16 protein-coding genes and 2 pseudogenes are annotated in these 18,200 nt (G+C 70.1%); 12 read left to right on the top strand and 6 right to left on the bottom strand.

The genetic code is table 11. From position 1 onward, the window contains the following. Position 1 precedes the first annotated feature (1 nt). The 4 genes from FRAQA3DRAFT_RS21975 (at position 2) to FRAQA3DRAFT_RS21960 (ending at position 3,953) form a co-directional block, all read left to right on the top strand. Positions 2–1,126 (top strand): 3-oxoacyl-ACP synthase III family protein, encoded by a 1,125-nt coding sequence (locus FRAQA3DRAFT_RS21975; protein WP_009741253.1) that lies wholly within the window; start codon positions 2–4, stop codon positions 1,124–1,126. A gap of 97 nt (positions 1,127–1,223) precedes the next feature. Further along, positions 1,224–2,114, top strand: coding sequence for an ester cyclase (locus FRAQA3DRAFT_RS21970; protein WP_009741252.1), 891 nt, complete (start codon positions 1,224–1,226; stop codon positions 2,112–2,114). Continuing rightward, positions 2,111–3,685, top strand: a complete 1,575-nt coding sequence (locus tag FRAQA3DRAFT_RS21965) for an acyl-CoA carboxylase subunit beta (RefSeq protein ID WP_009741251.1) — start codon at positions 2,111–2,113, stop codon at positions 3,683–3,685. Before FRAQA3DRAFT_RS21970 ends, FRAQA3DRAFT_RS21965 begins: the two co-directional genes overlap by 4 nt. A gap of 49 nt (positions 3,686–3,734) precedes the next feature. Continuing rightward, complete coding sequence (locus FRAQA3DRAFT_RS21960; RefSeq protein ID WP_035921309.1) at positions 3,735–3,953, top strand: acyl-CoA carboxylase subunit epsilon; 219 nt, start codon at positions 3,735–3,737, stop codon at positions 3,951–3,953. Positions 3,954–4,554: 601 nt separating this feature from the next. Here the strand turns inward: FRAQA3DRAFT_RS21960 and FRAQA3DRAFT_RS21955 are convergent. Then, the gene (locus FRAQA3DRAFT_RS21955) at positions 4,555–5,148 is read right to left on the bottom strand and encodes a TetR/AcrR family transcriptional regulator (RefSeq protein ID WP_009741249.1); all 594 of its coding nucleotides are present in this window, start codon (positions 5,146–5,148) and stop codon (positions 4,555–4,557) included. Between the two features lie 103 nt (positions 5,149–5,251). On the opposite strand from FRAQA3DRAFT_RS21955, the gene FRAQA3DRAFT_RS21950 reads away from it, so the two are divergent. The 4 genes from FRAQA3DRAFT_RS21950 to FRAQA3DRAFT_RS21935 all read left to right on the top strand — a co-directional run bounded on the left by FRAQA3DRAFT_RS21950 (position 5,252) and on the right by FRAQA3DRAFT_RS21935 (position 8,501). Further along, positions 5,252–5,686, top strand: a complete 435-nt coding sequence (locus FRAQA3DRAFT_RS21950) for an ester cyclase (protein ID WP_009741248.1) — start codon at positions 5,252–5,254, stop codon at positions 5,684–5,686. Next, positions 5,683–6,156: a hypothetical protein gene (locus FRAQA3DRAFT_RS21945; RefSeq protein ID WP_009741247.1), complete on the top strand. Its 474-nt coding sequence runs from the start codon at positions 5,683–5,685 to the stop codon at positions 6,154–6,156. The genes FRAQA3DRAFT_RS21950 and FRAQA3DRAFT_RS21945 overlap by 4 nt, the downstream gene beginning before the upstream one ends. Next, positions 6,153–7,190, top strand: a complete 1,038-nt coding sequence (locus tag FRAQA3DRAFT_RS21940; protein ID WP_009741246.1) for an aldo/keto reductase — start codon at positions 6,153–6,155, stop codon at positions 7,188–7,190. Before FRAQA3DRAFT_RS21945 ends, FRAQA3DRAFT_RS21940 begins: the two co-directional genes overlap by 4 nt. Positions 7,191–7,337: 147 nt before the next feature. Further along, complete coding sequence (locus tag FRAQA3DRAFT_RS21935; RefSeq protein ID WP_035921307.1) at positions 7,338–8,501, top strand: NAD(P)/FAD-dependent oxidoreductase; 1,164 nt, start codon at positions 7,338–7,340, stop codon at positions 8,499–8,501. Here FRAQA3DRAFT_RS21935 and FRAQA3DRAFT_RS38905 read toward each other — a convergent pair. Next, positions 8,440–8,694, bottom strand: a complete 255-nt coding sequence (locus tag FRAQA3DRAFT_RS38905) for a tetratricopeptide repeat protein (RefSeq protein ID WP_369809473.1) — start codon at positions 8,692–8,694, stop codon at positions 8,440–8,442. The two genes, FRAQA3DRAFT_RS21935 and FRAQA3DRAFT_RS38905, sit on opposite strands and share 62 nt — an antisense overlap. 193 nt (positions 8,695–8,887) lie before the next feature. Continuing rightward, positions 8,888–9,297 (bottom strand): annotated as a pseudogene (gene tnpA / locus FRAQA3DRAFT_RS21930) (IS200/IS605 family transposase); the annotation flags it as partial. Positions 9,298–9,319: 22 nt separating this feature from the next. On the opposite strand from tnpA, the pseudogene FRAQA3DRAFT_RS21925 reads away from it, so the two are divergent. Beyond that, positions 9,320–10,266 (top strand): annotated as a pseudogene (locus tag FRAQA3DRAFT_RS21925) (RNA-guided endonuclease InsQ/TnpB family protein). A gap of 398 nt (positions 10,267–10,664) precedes the next feature. After that, positions 10,665–12,638: a serine/threonine protein kinase gene (locus FRAQA3DRAFT_RS21920; RefSeq protein WP_009741243.1), complete on the top strand. Its 1,974-nt coding sequence runs from the start codon at positions 10,665–10,667 to the stop codon at positions 12,636–12,638. 64 nt (positions 12,639–12,702) lie between these two features. Here the strand turns inward: FRAQA3DRAFT_RS21920 and FRAQA3DRAFT_RS21915 are convergent, their stop codons facing one another. Continuing rightward, the gene (locus FRAQA3DRAFT_RS21915) at positions 12,703–14,673 is read right to left on the bottom strand and encodes a PAS domain-containing sensor histidine kinase (protein WP_009741242.1); all 1,971 of its coding nucleotides are present in this window, start codon (positions 14,671–14,673) and stop codon (positions 12,703–12,705) included. Between the two features lie 131 nt (positions 14,674–14,804). After that, on the bottom strand, positions 14,805–16,112 hold the full coding sequence (locus tag FRAQA3DRAFT_RS21910) for a carotenoid oxygenase family protein (protein WP_009741241.1): 1,308 nt from the start codon (positions 16,110–16,112) through the stop codon (positions 14,805–14,807). A 137-nt stretch (positions 16,113–16,249) separates the two neighbouring features. Between FRAQA3DRAFT_RS21910 and FRAQA3DRAFT_RS21905 the strand changes: the two genes are divergently transcribed. After that, positions 16,250–16,813 carry a PadR family transcriptional regulator gene (locus FRAQA3DRAFT_RS21905; protein WP_009741240.1) on the top strand — a complete coding sequence of 188 codons (564 nt, stop codon included), beginning with the start codon at positions 16,250–16,252 and terminating at the stop codon, positions 16,811–16,813. A 354-nt stretch (positions 16,814–17,167) separates the two neighbouring features. Next, the gene (locus FRAQA3DRAFT_RS33490) at positions 17,168–17,356 is read left to right on the top strand and encodes a keywimysin-related RiPP (RefSeq protein WP_009741239.1); all 189 of its coding nucleotides are present in this window, start codon (positions 17,168–17,170) and stop codon (positions 17,354–17,356) included. A 161-nt stretch (positions 17,357–17,517) separates the two neighbouring features. Here FRAQA3DRAFT_RS33490 and FRAQA3DRAFT_RS35350 read toward each other — a convergent pair whose 3' ends face one another. After that, positions 17,518–18,198, bottom strand: a complete 681-nt coding sequence (locus tag FRAQA3DRAFT_RS35350) for a hypothetical protein (RefSeq protein ID WP_157467577.1) — start codon at positions 18,196–18,198, stop codon at positions 17,518–17,520. Positions 18,199–18,200 lie beyond the last annotated feature (2 nt).

The following is an 18,200-nucleotide window of genomic DNA, read 5'->3' as shown; positions in this document are numbered from 1 at the left end:
CATGCCCGAGACCAGCTCTTCCAGGAACGGCGAGCGCCACGTCTCGGTGCTCAGCACCGGGGCCGAGCTGCCCGGCGACCCGATCGACAACGCCGCCCTCGCGCGGCTGTGCGGCCCGCTGCCGGACGACGTCCTCGACGGCATCCAGGTGCGGCGCCGGCACTGGATCATCGATCCGGCCACGGGCGAACACCGCACCAGCACCTCCGCGATGGCCACCGCCGCCGCCCGCCAGGCGCTTCGCCGGGCCGGGCTCGAACCCGGTGACGTCGACCTCATCGTCATGTCGACGGCCAGCCCCGACCACCCGCTCCCGGTGGCCGCGACCTACGTCCAACAGCGGCTCGGCCTGGCCCACTGCGCGGTGATCGAGGTCCGCGCCGGCTGCGTCGGCGCCGTCCAGGCATTCGACATCGCGCGCCGACTGCTCGGCGACGGCACGTACCGCACCGCGCTGGTCATCGGGGCGGAGTCCGTCTCGCCGCTGCTCGCCCCGATGTACCTCGGCCAGGACCCGTACCGCGTGCGGATGCGGGACCGCCTCACCGTCCACACCTTCGGCGACGGCGCGGGCGCGATGGTGCTGCGGGCCGGCGAGGAGGGCTCGGCCGGGAACCACCGCCGCCCGGTGTTCGCCACCCAGTCGATGGGCGGTGACCGCGGGCCGGGCATGCTGATCCTCGGCGGCGGCACCGAAGTGCCGCTGGCCGAGCAGCAACGACGCAAGCGCCTCATGGACATCAGGATCGACATTCCGGGCACCGCCCGGTTCGGCCCGCGGGTCTTCGTCCGGGGAATCCACGACCTGCTGGATCGCTCGGGGCTGGCGCTGGCGGACATCGACGCGTGCGTGCTGCCCGAGGGCAACGCGGAGTACTTCAGCGGTGAGTACGGGACGGCGGGCCTGTCCGGCGACGACCAGACCACCCTGAACAAGATCATCGTCGAGAACCTGACCGACGTCGGCGCGACCGGTTCCGCCGCCGTGCCGCTGGCCCTCGACACCGGGTGGACCGCGGGCCGGGTCCGCCCCGGCGACACCGTGCTCCTGCTGGCCATCGAGGCCAGCCGCTACCTGTACGCCGGCCTGACCCTCACCTGGGAGGCGCCGACGCCGGCCCGATGACGACGCACCCGACCAGCGAAACCCACCCACGCGTACCCACGTACGCACCCACGCACCCACGCACCCACGCACCCACGCAGACGAAAAGGATGGAAACGTGTCCGTACAGACGTTGATCGAAAGCCCGACCGAAGGCGTTGCCGGGCGGTCCGTGGAGGAACGGAACAAGAACATCGTTCGGCGGGTCTTCGACGAGTTCGTCAACCGGGGCGACTTCACCGTCGTCGATGAGATCTACCGGCCGGACATGGTGGACCACCAGCCGTTGCCGGGAGCCCCCGAGGGGCTCGACGGCGTCCGCTACACCATCGCCGGCCTGCGCGAGGGCTTCCCCGACCTGCACGTGACGATCGAGGACATGAGCGCCAACGCCGACCACGTCGTCATCCACAACACCTGGCGCGGCACCCACCACGGCGACTTCCTCGGCCTGGCCCCGACCGGGCGGGTCATCGAGTTCCGCGGCGTGGTGGTGTGGCGCCTGCAGGACGGACGGATCGCCGAGCGCTGGGGCATCGGCGTGGAGTCGAACATGCTGGCCGAGCTCGGCCTGCGCCGGCTCGCCCCGGGCGCCCGCGGTGCGGCCCGCCCCAGGGCGGGTGGCTCCGCCCGGCCGGTGACCAACCTGCTGCCGGTGCTGCCCGGCCGGGCCGAGCAGTGGAGAGCGCTGCAGGCCCAGCTCGCCGGCCCCCGACTGCGCGACTACGAGGCCTCCCGGCGGCGGGTCGGCATCGTGCGGGAGTCGTTCTGGAAGCAGGAGGCGGGCGACGTCGAGATGGTGGTGCACACGCTCGAGGCCCGCGACCCGCGGCTCGCCGGGCGGCGGCTGCGGGACTCCGACCATCCCTTCGACGGGTGGCTGCGCGAGGCGGCCCGCGCCGTGTACGGGGCCGATCCCTGGGCGGAGCTGGCGGCCGGTCGGACCGCCGAGCGCGGCCACGGCTGGGCGTCGGTCGGCGGCGAGCTCACGTCGGTGGTCAGCGCATGACCGCCCCCGTGCTCGACCATCAGGGCACCCGGGGGCGGGTGGCGGAGCTGCACGCCCTGCACGAGCAGGCCCGTCGTGGACCCGGCCCGCGGGAGACCGCGGCCCAGCGGGCGAAGGGGAAGCTGACCGCCCGAGAGCGGATCGCCCTGCTGCTCGACCCCGACTCGTTCAACGAGGTCGAGCCGCTGCGCCGGCATCGGGCGAGCGGGTTCGACCTGGAGGCCAAGCGGCCGTACACCGACGGTGTGATCACCGGCTGGGGCACCGTCCACGGCCGGACGGTGTTCGTCTACGCCCACGATTTCCGGATCTTCGGGGGTGCGCTGGGCGAGGCGCACGCCGCCAAGATCCACAAGATCATGGACATGGCGATCTCCGCCGGCGCGCCGCTGGTCTCCCTCAACGACGGCGCCGGCGCGCGCATCCAGGAGGGTGTCTGCGCGCTCGCCGGCTACGGCGGCATCTTCCGGCGCAACACCCGCGCCTCCGGCGTCATCCCGCAGATCAGCGTGATCCTCGGCCCGTGTGCCGGGGGCGCGGCCTACAGCCCGGCGTTGACGGACTTCGTGTTCATGGTCCGGGAGACCTCGCAGATGTTCATCACCGGACCCGACGTGGTGCAGGCCGTCACCCGGGAGAAGATCTCGCAGAACGGTCTGGGCGGCGCGGACGTGCACTCCGAGGTCTCCGGGGTCTCCCACTTCGCCTATGACGACGAGGAGAGCTGCCTCGACGACGTCCGGTACCTGTTGTCCATGCTGCCGCAGAACAACCGGGAGAATCCGCCGTCCACGGACTGCCACGACCCGGCGGACCGGCGCGGGGACGTCCTGCTCGACCTGGTGCCGGCCGACGGCAGCCAGATCTATGACATGCGCCGGGTCATCGAGGAGATCGTCGACGACGGCGACCTGCTGGAGATCCACGAGCGCTGGGCCACCAACATCATCGTCGGGCTGGCCCGGCTGGACGGCGAGGTGGTCGGCGTCATCGCCAACCAGCCGGCCAGCCTGGCCGGCGTCCTGGACATCGAGGCGTCGGAGAAGGGCGCCCGGTTCGTCCAGATGTGCGATGCGTTCAACATCCCACTGATCACGCTCCTGGACGTACCGGGCTTCCTGCCCGGCGTCGGCCAGGAGCACGGCGGCATCATCCGGCACGGGGCGAAACTGCTCTACGCGTACTGCAACGCCACCGTCCCCCGGGTCTCCGTCGTCCTGCGCAAGGCCTACGGCGGCGCGTACATCGTCATGGAGTCGCAGTCCATCGGCGCCGACCTCACGTACGCCTGGCCGACCAACGAGATCGCCGTGATGGGCGCCGAGGGAGCGGCCAACGTCATCTTCCGTCGGCGGATCGCCGAAGCCGACGACCCCGACGCCATGCGCGCCCGCATGGTCAAGGAGTACACGGCCGAGCTGATGCATCCCTACTACGCCGCCGAACGCGGCCTGGTGGACGACGTCATCGATCCCGCGCGGACCCGCCAGGTCCTCGTCCGCGCGCTGGCGATGCTGCGCTCGAAGCACGCCGACCTGCCCTCCCGCAAGCACGGCAACCCCCCGCAGTGACGCCACGACAACCCGACCGACGACCCCAGAGGAGGCTGACCTGACTTCCGTGACAGACCCCGCCGGAGAACCCTTGTTCCGCATCGAGAAGGGCCAGGCCGGGCCCGAGGAGCTGGCAGCCATCACCGCGGTACTGCTAGCCCGCGTCACCGCCGCCCGCACCGCCGGCGCCGGGGATGCCGGGACACCGGCTCGACCCGGTCAGGCCCGGTGGGCCCACCCGGAGCCGGGCCCGGATTTTCGCGCCGCGCACTCCTGGCGGCGCTGAGACCGTTGGCCACGCCGATCACGGCCCGAGCCCAATCCGCCGCCTGGTCATCGCGTGCGTGGCCACTGCGCACACCGACGGTCGGGGTGCTCGGCCGTGTATCGGTTCGGGACCGAGAGAGGTGAAGGTCACCGCGAGTCGCTCGCCCGCGGGCCGGTGGTGCCCCCACACCCCGGCGTTCCGGCCGTCACCTCTCGGCATCCCGGTGTCGCCGCATCTCCCGGTCTCTCGGTGTCGCCGTGTCCCTCGGTGTCGCCGTGTCCCTCGGTGTCGCCGTGTCCCTCGGTGTCGCCGTGTCCCTCGGTGTCCCCGTGTCTCCCGGTGTCGCCGCATCCCGGTGTCCCCGTGCCTCGGCCTCACGGCGCCTCGGCGCCCGGCATCACGGCGTCTCTCGGCTTACTCACGGTGCCCCGCGCCCCCGGTGCCCCGCGCCCCCGGGGTCCCCGCGCCCCGGGCCTGGACGCCGCCCGGTCACAGGTCCCGCGCAGGCGGGCGGGACCTGTGACCCGGGAATACCGAAAGCGAGAATACAGTAAGTGATCGGTTACTAGCTATTACGGGTAAAGGAAGGGACCCCGCCGGCTGCCAGGGTGACAGGACCTCAGGAACTGGCGTGGCTGGTTTCGTTCGTGATCTGTTGCACGCACAGCGCCAGGCGCTCTTGCTGGTGGGTCGGCCGCAGCCGCCCACTGTGGGTGAGTATCACCAGGCCGTGTAGGGAGGCCCAGAAAACCTCGGTCAGGGTGTCGAGATCACGCGAACCCACGACCGGGGAAAGACCCTCCCGCAGCTCGGCGAACGCGCTGATGAGCGGGCTCGGCGAATCGGGATGGCCGAAGAGCAGGTCGATGGACATCGTGAACATCGCTTCGTAGAGGCGCGGATTGGCCGCGGCGAAGTCCATGAACGCCTGGGCCAGCGCGCTCACCTTGGCTTCCGGGGCCAACGGTCTCTGTCGAACCTCGCGCAAGGCGAGCGTCAGCTCGCCGAAACCCTCCAGGGCGACAGCCTTGATGATCTCGTCCCGGCCATGAAAGTGCTGGTAGAGGACAGGCTGGCTGTACTCGATCTCGTCGGCGAGCCGGCGGGTGGTGACCGCGCTCCAACCCTCCGACTCGGCCAGTTTCCGGGTAGTGGAAATGATGATCCGCCGGCGCTGTGCCAGCTCGCGTTCTCGGCGCTGCTGTATTGACACTCCGTGAGTCTAGCAGAGACAGATATTTAGTCAACACTAGATCTCGATCCATTTTCACTGCTAGCGTTGGTAGCCCCGATCGACAAACGCTAGGAGAGGCCCGATGACCCAAGACAACATCAAACTCGCGCGCGACTTCGTGACCATGGTCAACGAGCGGGACGCCGACGCCGTGGACCGGCTGCTGACCAGCGACTACATCGATCACAACGTGATGATCGAGAATGGGCGGGAGGCCAATCGGGCCTTCTGGGTGGAATTCTTCACCGCCTTCCCCGACGTCACGGCCACCCTGGAGGACGTGGTGGCCTCGGGGGACCGGGTGGTCGGCCGCTACTCCTACACGGGCACGCACCAGGGCCCGTTCTTCGGGGTCGAGGCCACCGGCCGCCCGGTGCAGATGCGGACGATCGACATCTGGCGGGTGGAGGACGGCCGGTTCGCCGAGCACTGGGACGAGATCAACCTGTTGGACCTCCTGCAGCAGCTCGGCGTGATCCCGGCGTCCCCCGGCCCGGTCGCGGAGCCGGCGTCATGACCACCGCCGTCCAGATCCTCGCTGCCCTCGCCGTGGTGGCCAACGCCGCCGTCTTCGGCACCGACTTCTTCTCGGCCGTCGTCCTACGCCCGGCGCTGGCCCACGTGGACGACCGCACGCTGGTCCAGACGATGGGGAACGTCCACCGCTACGGCGACAAGCGCCTGGCCCTGCCCGGTACCCTCGGGCTCCTCGCGGCGATGGCCGGCACCGGCACCGCCGCCGCCGGCGGCGACACCACGGCCACCGTGGCCGGGGCCGTCGCCTGCGGCGCGCTCCTGGCCTGGCTGGTCGTCTTCAACCGGGTTCCGGCCCCGATCAACCGCCGGCTGACCGCCGCCGTCGTCGGCAACAGCGAGCTGCCCGACGCCCGATCTTTGCAGGGCCGGTCCGACGGCGTGCTCGGCGTGCTCGTCACCCTGCAGTGCCTCACCCTGATCGCGCTGTGCGTCATGGTTGCCCAGTCATGACCACGTCGACCAGCATCCCCGGGCCGGTGGGGACGCGGACGCTGCGGCCACGGCGGCTCGGCGACCAGGGGCTCGTGGTCTCCGAGCAGGGACTCGGGTGCATGGGCCTGACCTTCGCCTACGGTCGGACGGACGACGACGCGAGCCTGCGCACGCTGCACCGCGCGCTCGACCTCGGCGTGACCCTGCTGGACACCGCGGACATGTACGGCCCCCACACCAACGAACGGCTGCTCGCCCGGGCCGTCGCCGGACGCCGGGACAGCGTGGTCATCTCGTCGAAGGTCGGCGGCGAGATCGACGAGAACGGCGTGATCAACGGCCGGGTCAACGGTCGGCCCGACTACATCCGCCGGAGCATCGACGGAACCCTGCGGCGGCTGGAGAGTGACTGGCTCGATCTGTACTACCTGCACCGGGTGGACCCCGGGGTGCCGGTGGAGGAGTCGATGGGCGCGCTCGCCGAGCTCGTCGCCGCGGGCAAGGTGCGGTACCTCGGGATCTCCGAGGCGTCGGCGGGCAGCATTCGCCGCGCGCACGCCGTCCATCCGCTGAGCGCGGTGCAGACCGAGTACTCGATGTTCACCCGGGATGTCGAGACGAACGGAGTGCTCGACACCGTCCGGGAGCTGGGCATCGGATTCGTCGCCTACAGCCCGCTCGGGCGGGGTCTGCTGTCCGGGCGCATACACGGGGCGGAGAACTTCGACGAGACGGACTTCCGCCGCTTCAATCCCCGGTTCCAGGGCGAGAACCTCGACGCGAACCTCCTCGTCGTCGAGCGCCTGCGGGAGGTGGCCGACGCCAGGGGGATCACTCCGGCCCAGCTCGCGCTGGCCTGGGTGCTCGCCCAGGGCGATGACGTGGTGGCCATTCCCGGCACCAAGCGCATCGGTTACCTCGAGGAGAACATCGCCGCCTCCGCGGTCGAACTGACCACGGACGACCTGGCGTCCATAGCCGAGATCGTGGCGGACGGCGTCATCGCGGGTGAACGCTATCCCGCCGGCGCCATGACGTATCTCAACGGCTGACCCATCGGCATCAGGTGGGGGCGCCACGCCGCGAAGGCCGGTGCGCCACGAACGGCACGTGCACCACACCCGAACGGCCTCGGCGGCACGCCGTGCCGCCGAGGCCGGCTGGCAATGCCCTTCGATTTCAAGGTGAGTGAGACAAGAATGGCGAATATCACCATTGTGGGTGGTGGCCTGGCCGGTCTGACGGCGGCCATCTCCTGCGCGGAAAAAGGGGCGCGGGTCACCGTCCACGAGGCTCATTCGACGCTCGGCGGCCGGGCTCGCTCCACGCCGCCGCCCTACGTCACCAACGATGGCACGCACGTCTTCTACCGCAACGGCGAACCCTGGCGATGGCTGGTCGAGCGCGGCCTCGCCGGCTCCTACGTGCGGCTGACCTGGGGCGAGGTGATGCGGATGCGCTTTCGGCGCCGGGGTCGGCTGCGCAGCTCGCTGCCGGCCGGCTACCTGCGCATGACCCTGCTCGGCCGGCGCCGGGTCCCGCCGGACGACCGTTCCTTCCGCGACTGGGCCCTGGACCACTTCAGCGAGCAGGCGGTCAACGACTCGGTCGGCTTTCTCGGGCCGGTCCTCTACGACGCCGACCCGGCCCGGCTGTCGGCCTCCTTCGTCTTCGAGCGCCTGCTGCGGGTCGGCACGCCCCGATTCCCGCTGCCCACCGGCTACGTCCTCGGGGGCTGGGGGGCCGTCATCGACCGGATGGCGAGCCGGGCGCGGGAACTCGGAGTGACCATCGCGACCAACTCGCGGGTGACCGAGCTGCCCGAGGACGGCCCGGTGATCGTCGCCACCTCGCTGGACGCCGCGCGGGCCCTGCTCAAGGACCAGACCCTGCAGTGGGAGAGTGGCGTGTCCGCGCTGCTCGACGTGGTCCTGACGCCCTCCCAGCGGGATGGCAACGCCACATTCGACATGGACGAGGGCGGGTTCGTCGGGCACTACAGCGAACACGACCCCTCGCTGGTCCCCGAGGGCGAGACTCTCTGGCAGGGCCAGATGCCGATGCGGCCGGGCGAGTCGAAGGCGGCGGCCCTCACCCGGCTGGGCACGCTCTACGACCTGGCCGCGCCCGACTGGCGCGACCGCATCCGCTGGCAGCGTGACTACGTCTCGCGGGGGCGGACCGGAGCCCTCGACCTCCCCGGCTTCACGTGGCGGGACCGACCGGCGATCGACCGCGGCGACGGCGTCTTCCTCGTCGGGGACAGCGTCGCCGCCCCCGGCATCCTGGCCGAGGCGTCGATCAACAGCGGACGGACCGCCGCCAACCTCGCCGTCGAGCTGGTGCCCGCCGTGCGCGTCTAGGAGCCTCGCCCGGGTGCCCGCCCCGCCCCGCCGCCCACGTGTTGTGCGCCGGCCGATTCCTCGTGGATCCACCACTGGGGGGCTTCCTCGGTGCCGAGGGTGTCGGGTGGCGAGGGCCAAGGATCCGGCGGCGGCTGGCCAGGACGTCCTCGCCGAGGGCGCGGGCATCCTGGTAACGGCCGAGTCTGCCCAGATAGACGGCGAGGTCGTAGGCCGAGGTGAGGTCGAAACCTGCCGATCTACAAGCGGGAACGTGACGTTTTACCAGATGGCGTTACCAGCTCGCGTTTACGAGCTACCGATTTGCAGGCCAGTGCTCCGGCCTTCAGGCCGGGGGTGAAGGCCCGCGCGGGAAGGCCGCCTCGCGGCCTGAGTATGCTCTGAACCGGGCGTTCCTGCTGTTCGATGTGCTGGCGGAGCACTGTGAGCGGTGCGCCGCCGACGGAGCCGGCGAAGTAGGAGCCGGACCACGGCCGCTGGGCTCGCCAGCAGTGGCGGGCCAGTTCGGGGGACTCCTGCCGCATCCGCCGCGACGGCACGCCGCTGAGGCTGTCGACCAGCCGGGCGAGCGCGACCTTCGGCGGGAAGTCGACGAGCAGGTGGACGTGTTCGCCTTCGCCGTTGAACTCGACCAGTTCGACCTCGAAGTCGGCGCACACCGCCCGCATGATCTCTTCCGGCCGGGTCAGGTGCCGGTCCGTGAAGACGCAGTGCCGGTACTTGGTGACGAAAACCAGGTGGGCATGCAGGACGAAACAGAGTGCCTACCGGTGCGGATGCTCGGATCAATGGCCATAGACCAAATGCAGGATGGCCATGTGCAGCTTCGGTACAACTACCGCCTGGACCCGTCGCCGGGTCAGGTGGCGGCGTTGTCCCGGGCGTTCGGCTGCGCGCGGGTCGTGTTCAACGACGGGCTGAGGATGCGGCAGGAAGCTCGCGCGGCGGGACTGTCATACATCTCCGACGGGGAACTGTCGCGTCGGATCATCACCGAGGCGAAAAAGACGCCGGAACGGGCGTGGCTCGTCGGAGTTTCGGCCGTGCTGCTTCAGCAGGCGCTGGCGGACCTGAACACGGGGTACCGGAACTTCTTCTCGTCGGTGTCCGGGAAGCGGAAGGGCAGGCCGGTGGCGCCGCCCCGGTTCCGTTCGCGCAAGGACGACCGGCAGGCGATTCGGTTCACGAAGAACGCCCGGTTCGCCGTCACGGCGGGCCGGAAGTTGCGCCTGCAGAAGATCGGCGACGTCAAAGTGCGCTGGTCGCGGGAACTGCCCGCCGAACCGAGTTCGTTGACGGTGATCCGGGATGCGGCGGGCCGGTACTTCGCCTCGTTCGTCGTGCAGGTCGGCGACGAGCCGCTTCCCCCGGTCGAGGACGAGACGGGTATCGATCTCGGGTTGGAGTACTTCGCGGTGCTGTCCGACGGGACGAAGGTTGCGGCGCCGAAGTTCCTGCGCCGGGCGCATGCGCGGGTGGCCGACGACCGGAGGGACTGGCAGCACACGCTGTCCACGGCGATCGTCCGCGAGAACCAAGCGGTGTACGTCGAGGATCTGTGTGTGGCTGGGCCTGCCTGTCGTGCGGTGTCCACCACGACCGGGACGTCAACGCGGCCCGCAACATCCTGACCGAGGGACGAAGGGTCGCCGCCGGACAGGCGGAGACTGTAAACGCCCGTGGAGCGCGAGTCGGACCGGCACCTGTGCCGGCATCGCGCGGCGGAGCGGGAACCCGCCAGAAGCTCACGCCCACAGCGGCGTAGCAGGTTGGAATCCCCGTCCTTCAGGGTGGGGAGGAGGTCGAGAACCGGACGACTCATCGCTGACACCAGAGTGGAAATCAGCGGGGCAAGCTGCCCTCACATCATCTACGGCAACGTCAGGACGAGGTACGTCACCCCCTCTGATTCCCAGGTACAGGCCGCCTTCAGACCATTGATCAGCCCGTGATCGCAGGCAGGGCGCCGGGAGTGACCGACGCAGTGCCCGATCGCGGCGAGGTCGGCGTGCCGTTCTCGCCGCGGGGGTGGACCTCCACCACGGCCTGGTCGGATCCGACCGTGCACGTCCCTGGACGGAGTCGACCGGGTTGCATCATATGCCCGGTATGTCTGCGAGAATCGCGCCGCTGGGATGCTGGACGCAGGGAGGGCGGCGGGCGTTGGCGAGAAAGCTGGGAAGTTCCTACACCCTGGACACGGTGATCGGTCGGGGTGCGATGGGCGAGGTGTGGCGTGGCCGCGATGAAGACGGCGCGCCGCTCGCCTTCAAACTCCTGTTACCGGAGCTCATGGTGGACCCGGAGATCGTCGCCCGGTTCATGCGGGAACGCTCGGTGCTCCTCCGGGTCGACTCCCCCTTTGTCGTGCGGGTCCGGGATCTCGTCGCCGAACGCGGGGATCTGGCCATCGTCATGGACTTCATCGAGGGTTCCGACCTGCGTCGTGAACTGAGACGGCGCCGAACGGTCCCACCGGCGGAGGCGGTGGCGACGACCGTCGACATTCTGACCGGGCTCGGTGCCGCGCACGCGCTCGGCATCATTCACCGCGACCTCAAACCCGAGAACGTGCTGCTCGACCGGCATGACGGCGGATATCGCCCGAAGATCTCCGACTTCGGGATCGCCGGGCTGACGGACGCGTCGACGCGGCTGACCATGCAACCGGGCATCCTCGGTACTCCGCTCTACATGGCGCCCGAGATGATCGAGGGGGGCGTCGCCGGTCCGCCCGCGGACATCTATGCCGCGGGGCTCGTGCTGTACGAGCTGCTGTGCGGGGTCACGCCGTTCACCGGGCGAGCGCCGCTGGCGGTCCTGCGGGCGCACGTCGACCTCCTGCCCGGCCGCCCGCCGAACCTCAGCGACGAACTGTGGTCCGTCCTCGCCGCCATGCTCGCCAAGGACCCGGCCGCGCGGACCGGAGCCGATCAGTTACGGGCTCTCCTGCCGGACCTGCACGGGTTGCCCGCGAGCCCCCCGCTGGCCACCCCGCCGCCGGCCACTCCGCTGCCGGGCACTCTGCCGCCGGGCACTTCGCCGCCGGGCACTTCGCCGCCGGGCACTTCGCCGCCGGGCACTCTGCCGCCGGCCACTTCGCCGCCGGGCACTCTGCCGCCGGCCACTTCGCCGCCGGGCACCCCGCCGTCCCCGACCGCCCGGACGACCGGCAACGGCGTGCCTGCCGAGCGGGTGCCAACGCCGCCGTCGGCATCCGGATCGACCCCGCCGGGCGGCGCCGATGCGATCGGCTCCGACCCCGACCGACCTGGGGATTCCTCCGCCGAGCCGGGCGGACGTCGCCGACGTCGCCGACGTCGCCTCCTCGCCGTCGCTCTCGGCATCGTCGTCGTGATCGTGGCCACGGTTGCGGCCGTCGTGTCGACCACCGGCTCGCCGTCCGACCCGTCGAAGCGGCTCCTGATCCAGGCAGGGACCAAGGACCAGCAGGCGATGGCGGGGCACCCCGCCCCCACGGCCAGCCCGAGTCCCGGTGCTTCCGCTCGCGCCGACGGCGCCGGGTTACCGGCACCGACATCGATGCCGGCATCCGCATCGACACCGGCATCCGCATTCGCACCGGCACCGGCATCCGCCCTGGCACCGGCATCCGCACCGGTACCGGCAGCGGCGACCGCCGTGCGCGCGGCGAATCCGACGGTCCTGCCCCAGCCACGTCCGGCCGGTCCCGTCGCCGCGGCGCCGCCCGCCGCCGCGGCGCCGCCCGCCGCCGCGCCCGCGCAGGGCGGTCTCGGCAGGACCTTCACCGACATCGCGACCCATAGCTGCCTCGACAGCAATGCCCAGGGGCAGGTCTACACGCTGGGTTGCAATCAGGGCAACTACCAGCATTGGGTGTACACGGCCGGGAACGGCGGGGTGCGGCTCAGGAACGCCCAGACCAACAACTGCGTGGGCAGCAGGGCGAATCCCGCGCCGGACGGAACCAGGTACCAGGGCACGGTGTACGCCACCGGCTGCGACGGCGGGGCCGCGCAGCTCTGGACCACGTCCAGCGACAGTCTTGGAATGACCTTCCGAAACGCCGCCACCGGCGAATGCCTGGACAGCAACGCCGATGGACGCGTCTATACCCAGGGTTGCAACAACGGCGACTACCAGCGCTGGGGCTAGTGCGACTGTAGTACTGGTGCGGCTGTAGTACTGGTGCGGCTGTAGTACTGGTGCGGCTGTGGTGCTAGGCCGTGCCGGAGGTCAGCCGAGCGTCGAGGGTTTCGCGGATCTTCCGGGTGAGGGCGGCGGCGGTGAACGGTTTGTCGAGGAATGCCTTGGCGCTGTCGTGACCCTGCGCGGCGAGGATGCCGCGGGTGTGGGCGGAGGTGAACACGACGGGCAGGTCGGGCATGAGCGTGGTGAGCTGATCCGCCAGCTGCCGGCCGTTCATGCCGGGCATGATCACATCGGTGAGGAGCAGGTCGATGGTGGGGTGGCGCAGCGCCAGGGCGAGGGCTTGCCGGCCATCTGCGGCGACGAGCGTCCGGTATCCGGCGGAGTCCAGGATCCGTTCGGTCAGCTCACGTACCGCCGGGTCGTCCTCGACGAGCAGGATGGTCTCGGCGCCGTCGGCGAGTCGGTCGACGTGCGGGTCCGCCTGCTGTTGGACGGTAAGCGCCGCGACGGCCGGCAGGTAGACGCGGAATGTGCTGCCGGTGCCGGGTATCGAGTCGACCGTGATGTGGCCCTTGGCGTGTCGGATGATGCCGTAGACAGTGGACAGGCCCAGCCCGGTGCCCTTGCCCTGATCCTTGGTCGTGAAGAACGGTTCGAAGACGCGGGCCTGGACGTCGGGTGGCATGCCGCAGCCGGTGTCGGCTACGGTGAGTAGCCGGTGGCCTCCGGGTTCGAGGCCGAGCCGGCCGGCCTGGGCCGCGTCGAGGTCGACGTGCTTGACGGCGATCGTCAGGCGGCCGCCCTGCGGCATCGCGTCGCGGCTGTTGACGGCCAGGTTGACGATGACCTGCTCGAGCTGCCCCTGGTCGGCCCAGACGACGGTGGGCGCGGCGGCGACGCGGACGACCAGCTCCACGTCCTCGCGGATGAGCCGGCGCAGCATGTCCTCGACGCCGAGAACCAGTTTGTTGAGATCGATCGCCTGCGGCTGTGCCACCTGGGTGCGGGAGAACGCCAGGAGCTGGCGGGTCAGGGCGGCGGCCCGGGCCGCGGCGTCACGAATCGCGGTCAGGTCCGCCCGTGCCGGGCTGTCGACCTGGTTGAGCAGCATCGCCGCGTAGCCGTCGATGACGGTCAACAGGTTGTTGAAGTCGTGCGCGACACCACCGGCGAGCTGGCCCACCGCATCGAGGCGCTGCGCCTGCCGCAGCTGCGCCTCGGCGTTCTTCTGGTCGGTGACGTCGGCCACCATGGCCAGAGTGCCCTCGAACTCACCGGTCGGGCCGACCCTCGAGGTCAGGGCGACCTGGGCGGACACCGGCCGTTCCTGGGCGTGACACAACCCGGCCTCGAGACGCTGGGTTCCGTCGCGGCGCACGCGGTCGAGCCCGTCGCAGACCTTCGCCCGGTCCTCGCCCGCGACCATGTCGACCAGGGTCATGCCCAGCAGCTGCGGGCCGGTTCGACCGACCAGGGCGGCCAACTGCGCGTTGGCATAATCGATCCGCCCGTGGCGGTCGAGCAGTGCCACCCCTTCGCTCGTGGTCTCCACGATGCCGCGGTACCGCTCCTCGCTCTCGCGCAGCGTCTGCTCCGCTGCCTGACGCAGCTTGAGGTCCTCGAAGACGGCGGCGCCGCGCACCAGCGCCGGGAACCGTCCCCGCAACGTCCAGTACCAGACGGCGGCCGCGGCGGTGATGATGTCCCAGGAAGCGGTGTAGACGTCGTTGAACGCGATCCGCATCGCGTTGCCCGAGGGACCGCCGGAACCCGACCCTCCGTGACCGGCCATGTCGCCGTGCTCTGCCATGTCGCCGTGCTCTGCCATGAGATCCATCGCCCGGTCCGGCAGCAGCAGGTGCACCGTATGCCAACCGTGATGCAGGCCGCAGGTGAAGAAGATCGCCGTGGTGGCCAGCCCGAGAGGGTTCTTGTTCCATTGCCCGGACCGCCACAACGCCCGCCCGATCGCGACCGAGATCGCCATGTACGCCGTCATGATGACGGCGTTGGCCACGGCGCTGATCTGCCACCACATCACGTCGGCATCCCCCTGCAGGTCACACCCTGTGCGGGGATCATCGTGTCACGCCAGGTGGCGACATACGGGCGCCAGTGCGTGGCCGAGGGGAAGTCCGGCAGGCTGCCGGGCGGGTCCTGCCGTGGGCCCTACTGGTCGGCAATCCAACAGCCGTGGAAGCCAGCGGGTACCCGACGGGGCAGTGCCACGGAGGCCACGGTGTCAAGGCCGGAGGCGTCCAGGACAAGCAGCTCGGAACCGCTACCGGCCCTGTCGGTCACGATCGAGATCAACCAGCCGTCGTCCTCCGACCGGGCCCCGGGCGCGGCGACGAAGATCGCCTCACCGGGGGTGGCGCCGAGGGTGCGGACCCTGCTCGCGCCGGTCCGGCCGTCGTACTTGACGATCGCGTCCTGGCTGACGGAGTAGAGGAAGCGGTTCGACCGCCCCACCCGCCGCTCGTTGAGGGTGGGGAACTCGATCGCCCGGTCGTCGAGTGCCTGCTCCTTGACCACCCCGTTCGCCGGGTCGATCAGCCAGCGGTGCGCGAAGCCGTCGGCGATCATGTGCGTCCCGGTCGGTGTTCCGCCGAGGCGGGGCCAGGTGGCCGCGAAGCCGGCGCGGTCGTAGCGGACGGCGTCGAGCGAGACCCGTCCGGCGTCGTCGACGTGGGCGTTGCCGACATGGAAGACGTAGCAGGGGTCGATGTCGAACCACCGCGTCTCGCCGCCGTCGCGCGCCATGACGCCGAGGCGAGCGCCATAGGCGTCGTCCCACCGGTAGGGCATCCCCCGCCCGATGAGCGCGAGGTCGAAGACGACCGGCAGGTCGAGCCACACGACGTGGCTCTCGGTGATGGCGAAGTCGTGCATCATCGTCGGGCCCGGCACGTCGATCACCCGGCTCTCGACGAGCTCGCCGTCCGCCGAGAGCCGGTGGTAGGTCAGGTACGGCGGGACCATGCCGTAGCCGAAGAACAGCAGGTCACCGGTGCGTGGGTCACGCTTGGGATGCGCGGTCATGGCGGTGGTGAGTCTCCCGCCGAAGTCGCACGGCCCGGTCGTCTCCAGCTCGGACGTCAGCTCGTACGGCAGACCGGCTTCCACCAGCGCGAGGATGCGGCTGGCGTGCCGGATCACGCTGGTGTTCGCGGGAACGGCCGTCAGATCGAACCCGGCGGGCCCCACGAACGGCGCACCCGCCAGCCGGCGGGTGCGTACCCAACGGTTGCGGTACCACTCGGCGCGGCCGTCGCGCAGCCGGATGCCGTGGATCATCCCGGCTCCGGTGAACCAGTGCCCCGGGTCCTCGCCGGGCAGCGGGTTGGGGCCGTTGCGGAAGTAGCGGCCGCGCAGCGCGTCGGGCAGCGCGCCGGTGACCGGCAGGTCGACGGCATCGATCTCGTCGGCCACGGGGGCGAGCAGGTCGCTGAGGTAGGTGGGGGCGCTCGCCGTCATGATCTCTTCTCCGATCGGAGTGGGGCGGGCCGACCCGGTAGGCGCGGTCTCCATCCCCGCCAGCGATATTCCAACTTCGACATGTCGACGATAGAATATCCAACTGTGACCGGTCAAGACTGACCTAAGCTGGGAGCATGAGCCTCCGTCATGCCGTGCTCGGCCTGCTCGCCGATTGCCCCGCCAGCGGCTACGACCTGCTCAAGACATTCGCGATCTCGCTGGGCAACGTCTGGTCGGCAACCCAGAGCCAGGTGTACGCGGAACTCGCTCGCCTGGCCGACTCCGGCCAGGTGACCGTCACGGCCGAGGGGGCCAGGGGCCGTAAGGAATACGCGATCACGGAGTCCGGGCGGGCCGAGCTGCACCGCTGGCTCACCGAGGTCGAACCGAACCGGACACCACGCAACGACACGCTGCTTCGGGTGTTCTTCCTCGGCCTGCTCGAGCCCGACGAGGCCCAGGCGTTCATGCGGCGGGAAGCCGAGACCGCGGCGGCTCACCACGAGGAGCTCTCCGCGCTGACGGCGGTCGCCTCCGGCCCGGACTCCTTCTCCGTTCACGGCCGCCTCGCGCTCGAATGGGGACTTCGCGTCACAGCCGCCCAGCGCGAGTGGGCGCTGTGGGCGCAGAAGCAGATCATCGACCGCGCCGCGAGTGGCGTCGGCGACCCGGACACGCCCGTCCCGGCTCCGGGTTGAGCGACCTCACCCCGTTGCGACCGGAAGCCCGTGATGCTCGGGCATGGCGCTGGTGTACACCGGCATCGCGATCGCCGACACGCTGGTTATGGCGACCACATCATCCTCGTCTGCCCGGCCACCGCCGTGCTGGCCAGCCTGTTCCCACCGCGCTGCTGCTACGCCGCACGCCTGGTACTGAACCGTGAGTGAACCGTCGCTGGACTCCGAGGATGCAGGCTTGTAGTTGCAGGATCACAAATTGTACGGTCAATGAGTTGAGAGCCGAGGCCGGAAAGTGGGCCGCCGACGGCAGTCACCGGAGCTGGCCGAGCCGCCCGAGGGTGACTGGCTCGAAACTCGGATGGGAAAGGTATGAAGGCGACATATGAGGCGCCGGCCCTCCAGGACCAGGGATCGTTCCGGCAGGCCACCGGCTTCATCGGCTTCTTCGGAGGCTGGGGCTGGGGTGGCTGGGGCGGCCACCGGCATCACTGGGGCCGCTGGGGCCACCGGGGCCACGGCGGTTGGGGTGGTTGGGGCGGTTGGGGTGGTTGGGGCTGATAGCCCACCAGCCCACCAGCCCACCAGCCCGTTAGTTCGACATCATCAACCAGCAGGAACCGAGTGGCGACGAGCCGGCGAGCGGCCGTCGCCACTCGCCGTTTCTGGTCGCTGGGTCCGGCGGCGCCCTGGTCGATGTGGAAGCGATACCGGGCCCGCCGTCAACCGTTGACCTGCGCTTTGAGATCCCTGACCGGGAGTACCTGGGGCAGCTGCGGTGATGTCGTGTCCTGCTGGCTGACCTGGCCCGAGTCCTCGAGATAGAGCCCGGCCTTCACGCCGACGACTGCGTACTGGTTGGTGACGTCCTCGCCGTCGCGTGCGAACCTTTCCAGGAACAGGAGATAGGAGGATCCCGGCTTCAGGATGTCGTCTCCGCCGACGCCGCCGGTATCGGTCTGCCGTATTCGGATGGTGCTGGGCAACGTGCCGCGGATAACTTCCGTGACATGTACGTCGGTGATCGTGAATGGTATACCCGAGATGACCGTGGTCTGGGTCCTGTCGGTCGCCTGAACTCGGACGATCGCGTCGGAGTCCGCTTTCAGCTCGGCGATGTTGTGGTAGCTCTTGACGCGACTCGGCCCGGCAGGTGCGGTGGTGCTGCCACCCGCCGGCGAGGGGGAAGTCGAGGGTCCGGAACCCGAGCAGCCGACGATGCAGGCCAGGACAAGAAGAACGAGTGCACAGTGACGACCGGTCTGCCAGGGCCTGCAGGCTCCATCGTGCTCAGGCGAGAAAACGGCGGCTGCCAGGGTACTTCCAAACCAAAAGTTACGCTGCTCTTTGCGGAGAGTTCTTCCAAGTCGGAAAACGCGCCATCCCGACGGCTCTAGGTTCACGG

The organism is Frankia sp. QA3 (assembly GCF_000262465.1).
Classification (GTDB): Bacteria; Actinomycetota; Actinomycetes; order Frankiales; family Frankiaceae; genus Frankia.
The sequence above is the reverse complement of the archived record's forward strand: the minus strand, read 5'-3'. Positions and strand labels throughout refer to the sequence as shown.

What these genes read in the sequence shown, in the direction of transcription:
- FRAQA3DRAFT_RS21975 (WP_009741253.1), top strand. Translation starts at nt 2, where the DNA reads ATGCCCGAGACCAGCTCTTCCAGGAACGGCGAGCGCCACGTCTCGGTG.
- FRAQA3DRAFT_RS21965 (WP_009741251.1), top strand. Translation starts at nt 2,111, where the DNA reads ATGACCGCCCCCGTGCTCGACCATCAGGGCACCCGGGGGCGGGTGGCG.
- FRAQA3DRAFT_RS21950 (WP_009741248.1), top strand. Translation starts at nt 5,252, where the DNA reads ATGACCCAAGACAACATCAAACTCGCGCGCGACTTCGTGACCATGGTC.
- FRAQA3DRAFT_RS21945 (WP_009741247.1), top strand. Translation starts at nt 5,683, where the DNA reads ATGACCACCGCCGTCCAGATCCTCGCTGCCCTCGCCGTGGTGGCCAAC.
- FRAQA3DRAFT_RS21940 (WP_009741246.1), top strand. Translation starts at nt 6,153, where the DNA reads ATGACCACGTCGACCAGCATCCCCGGGCCGGTGGGGACGCGGACGCTG.
- FRAQA3DRAFT_RS21935 (WP_035921307.1), top strand. Translation starts at nt 7,338, where the DNA reads ATGGCGAATATCACCATTGTGGGTGGTGGCCTGGCCGGTCTGACGGCG.
- FRAQA3DRAFT_RS21915 (WP_009741242.1), bottom strand. Translation starts at nt 14,673, where the DNA reads ATGTGGTGGCAGATCAGCGCCGTGGCCAACGCCGTCATCATGACGGCG.
- FRAQA3DRAFT_RS21910 (WP_009741241.1), bottom strand. Translation starts at nt 16,112, where the DNA reads ATGACGGCGAGCGCCCCCACCTACCTCAGCGACCTGCTCGCCCCCGTG.
- FRAQA3DRAFT_RS21905 (WP_009741240.1), top strand. Translation starts at nt 16,250, where the DNA reads ATGAGCCTCCGTCATGCCGTGCTCGGCCTGCTCGCCGATTGCCCCGCC.
- FRAQA3DRAFT_RS33490 (WP_009741239.1), top strand. Translation starts at nt 17,168, where the DNA reads ATGAAGGCGACATATGAGGCGCCGGCCCTCCAGGACCAGGGATCGTTC.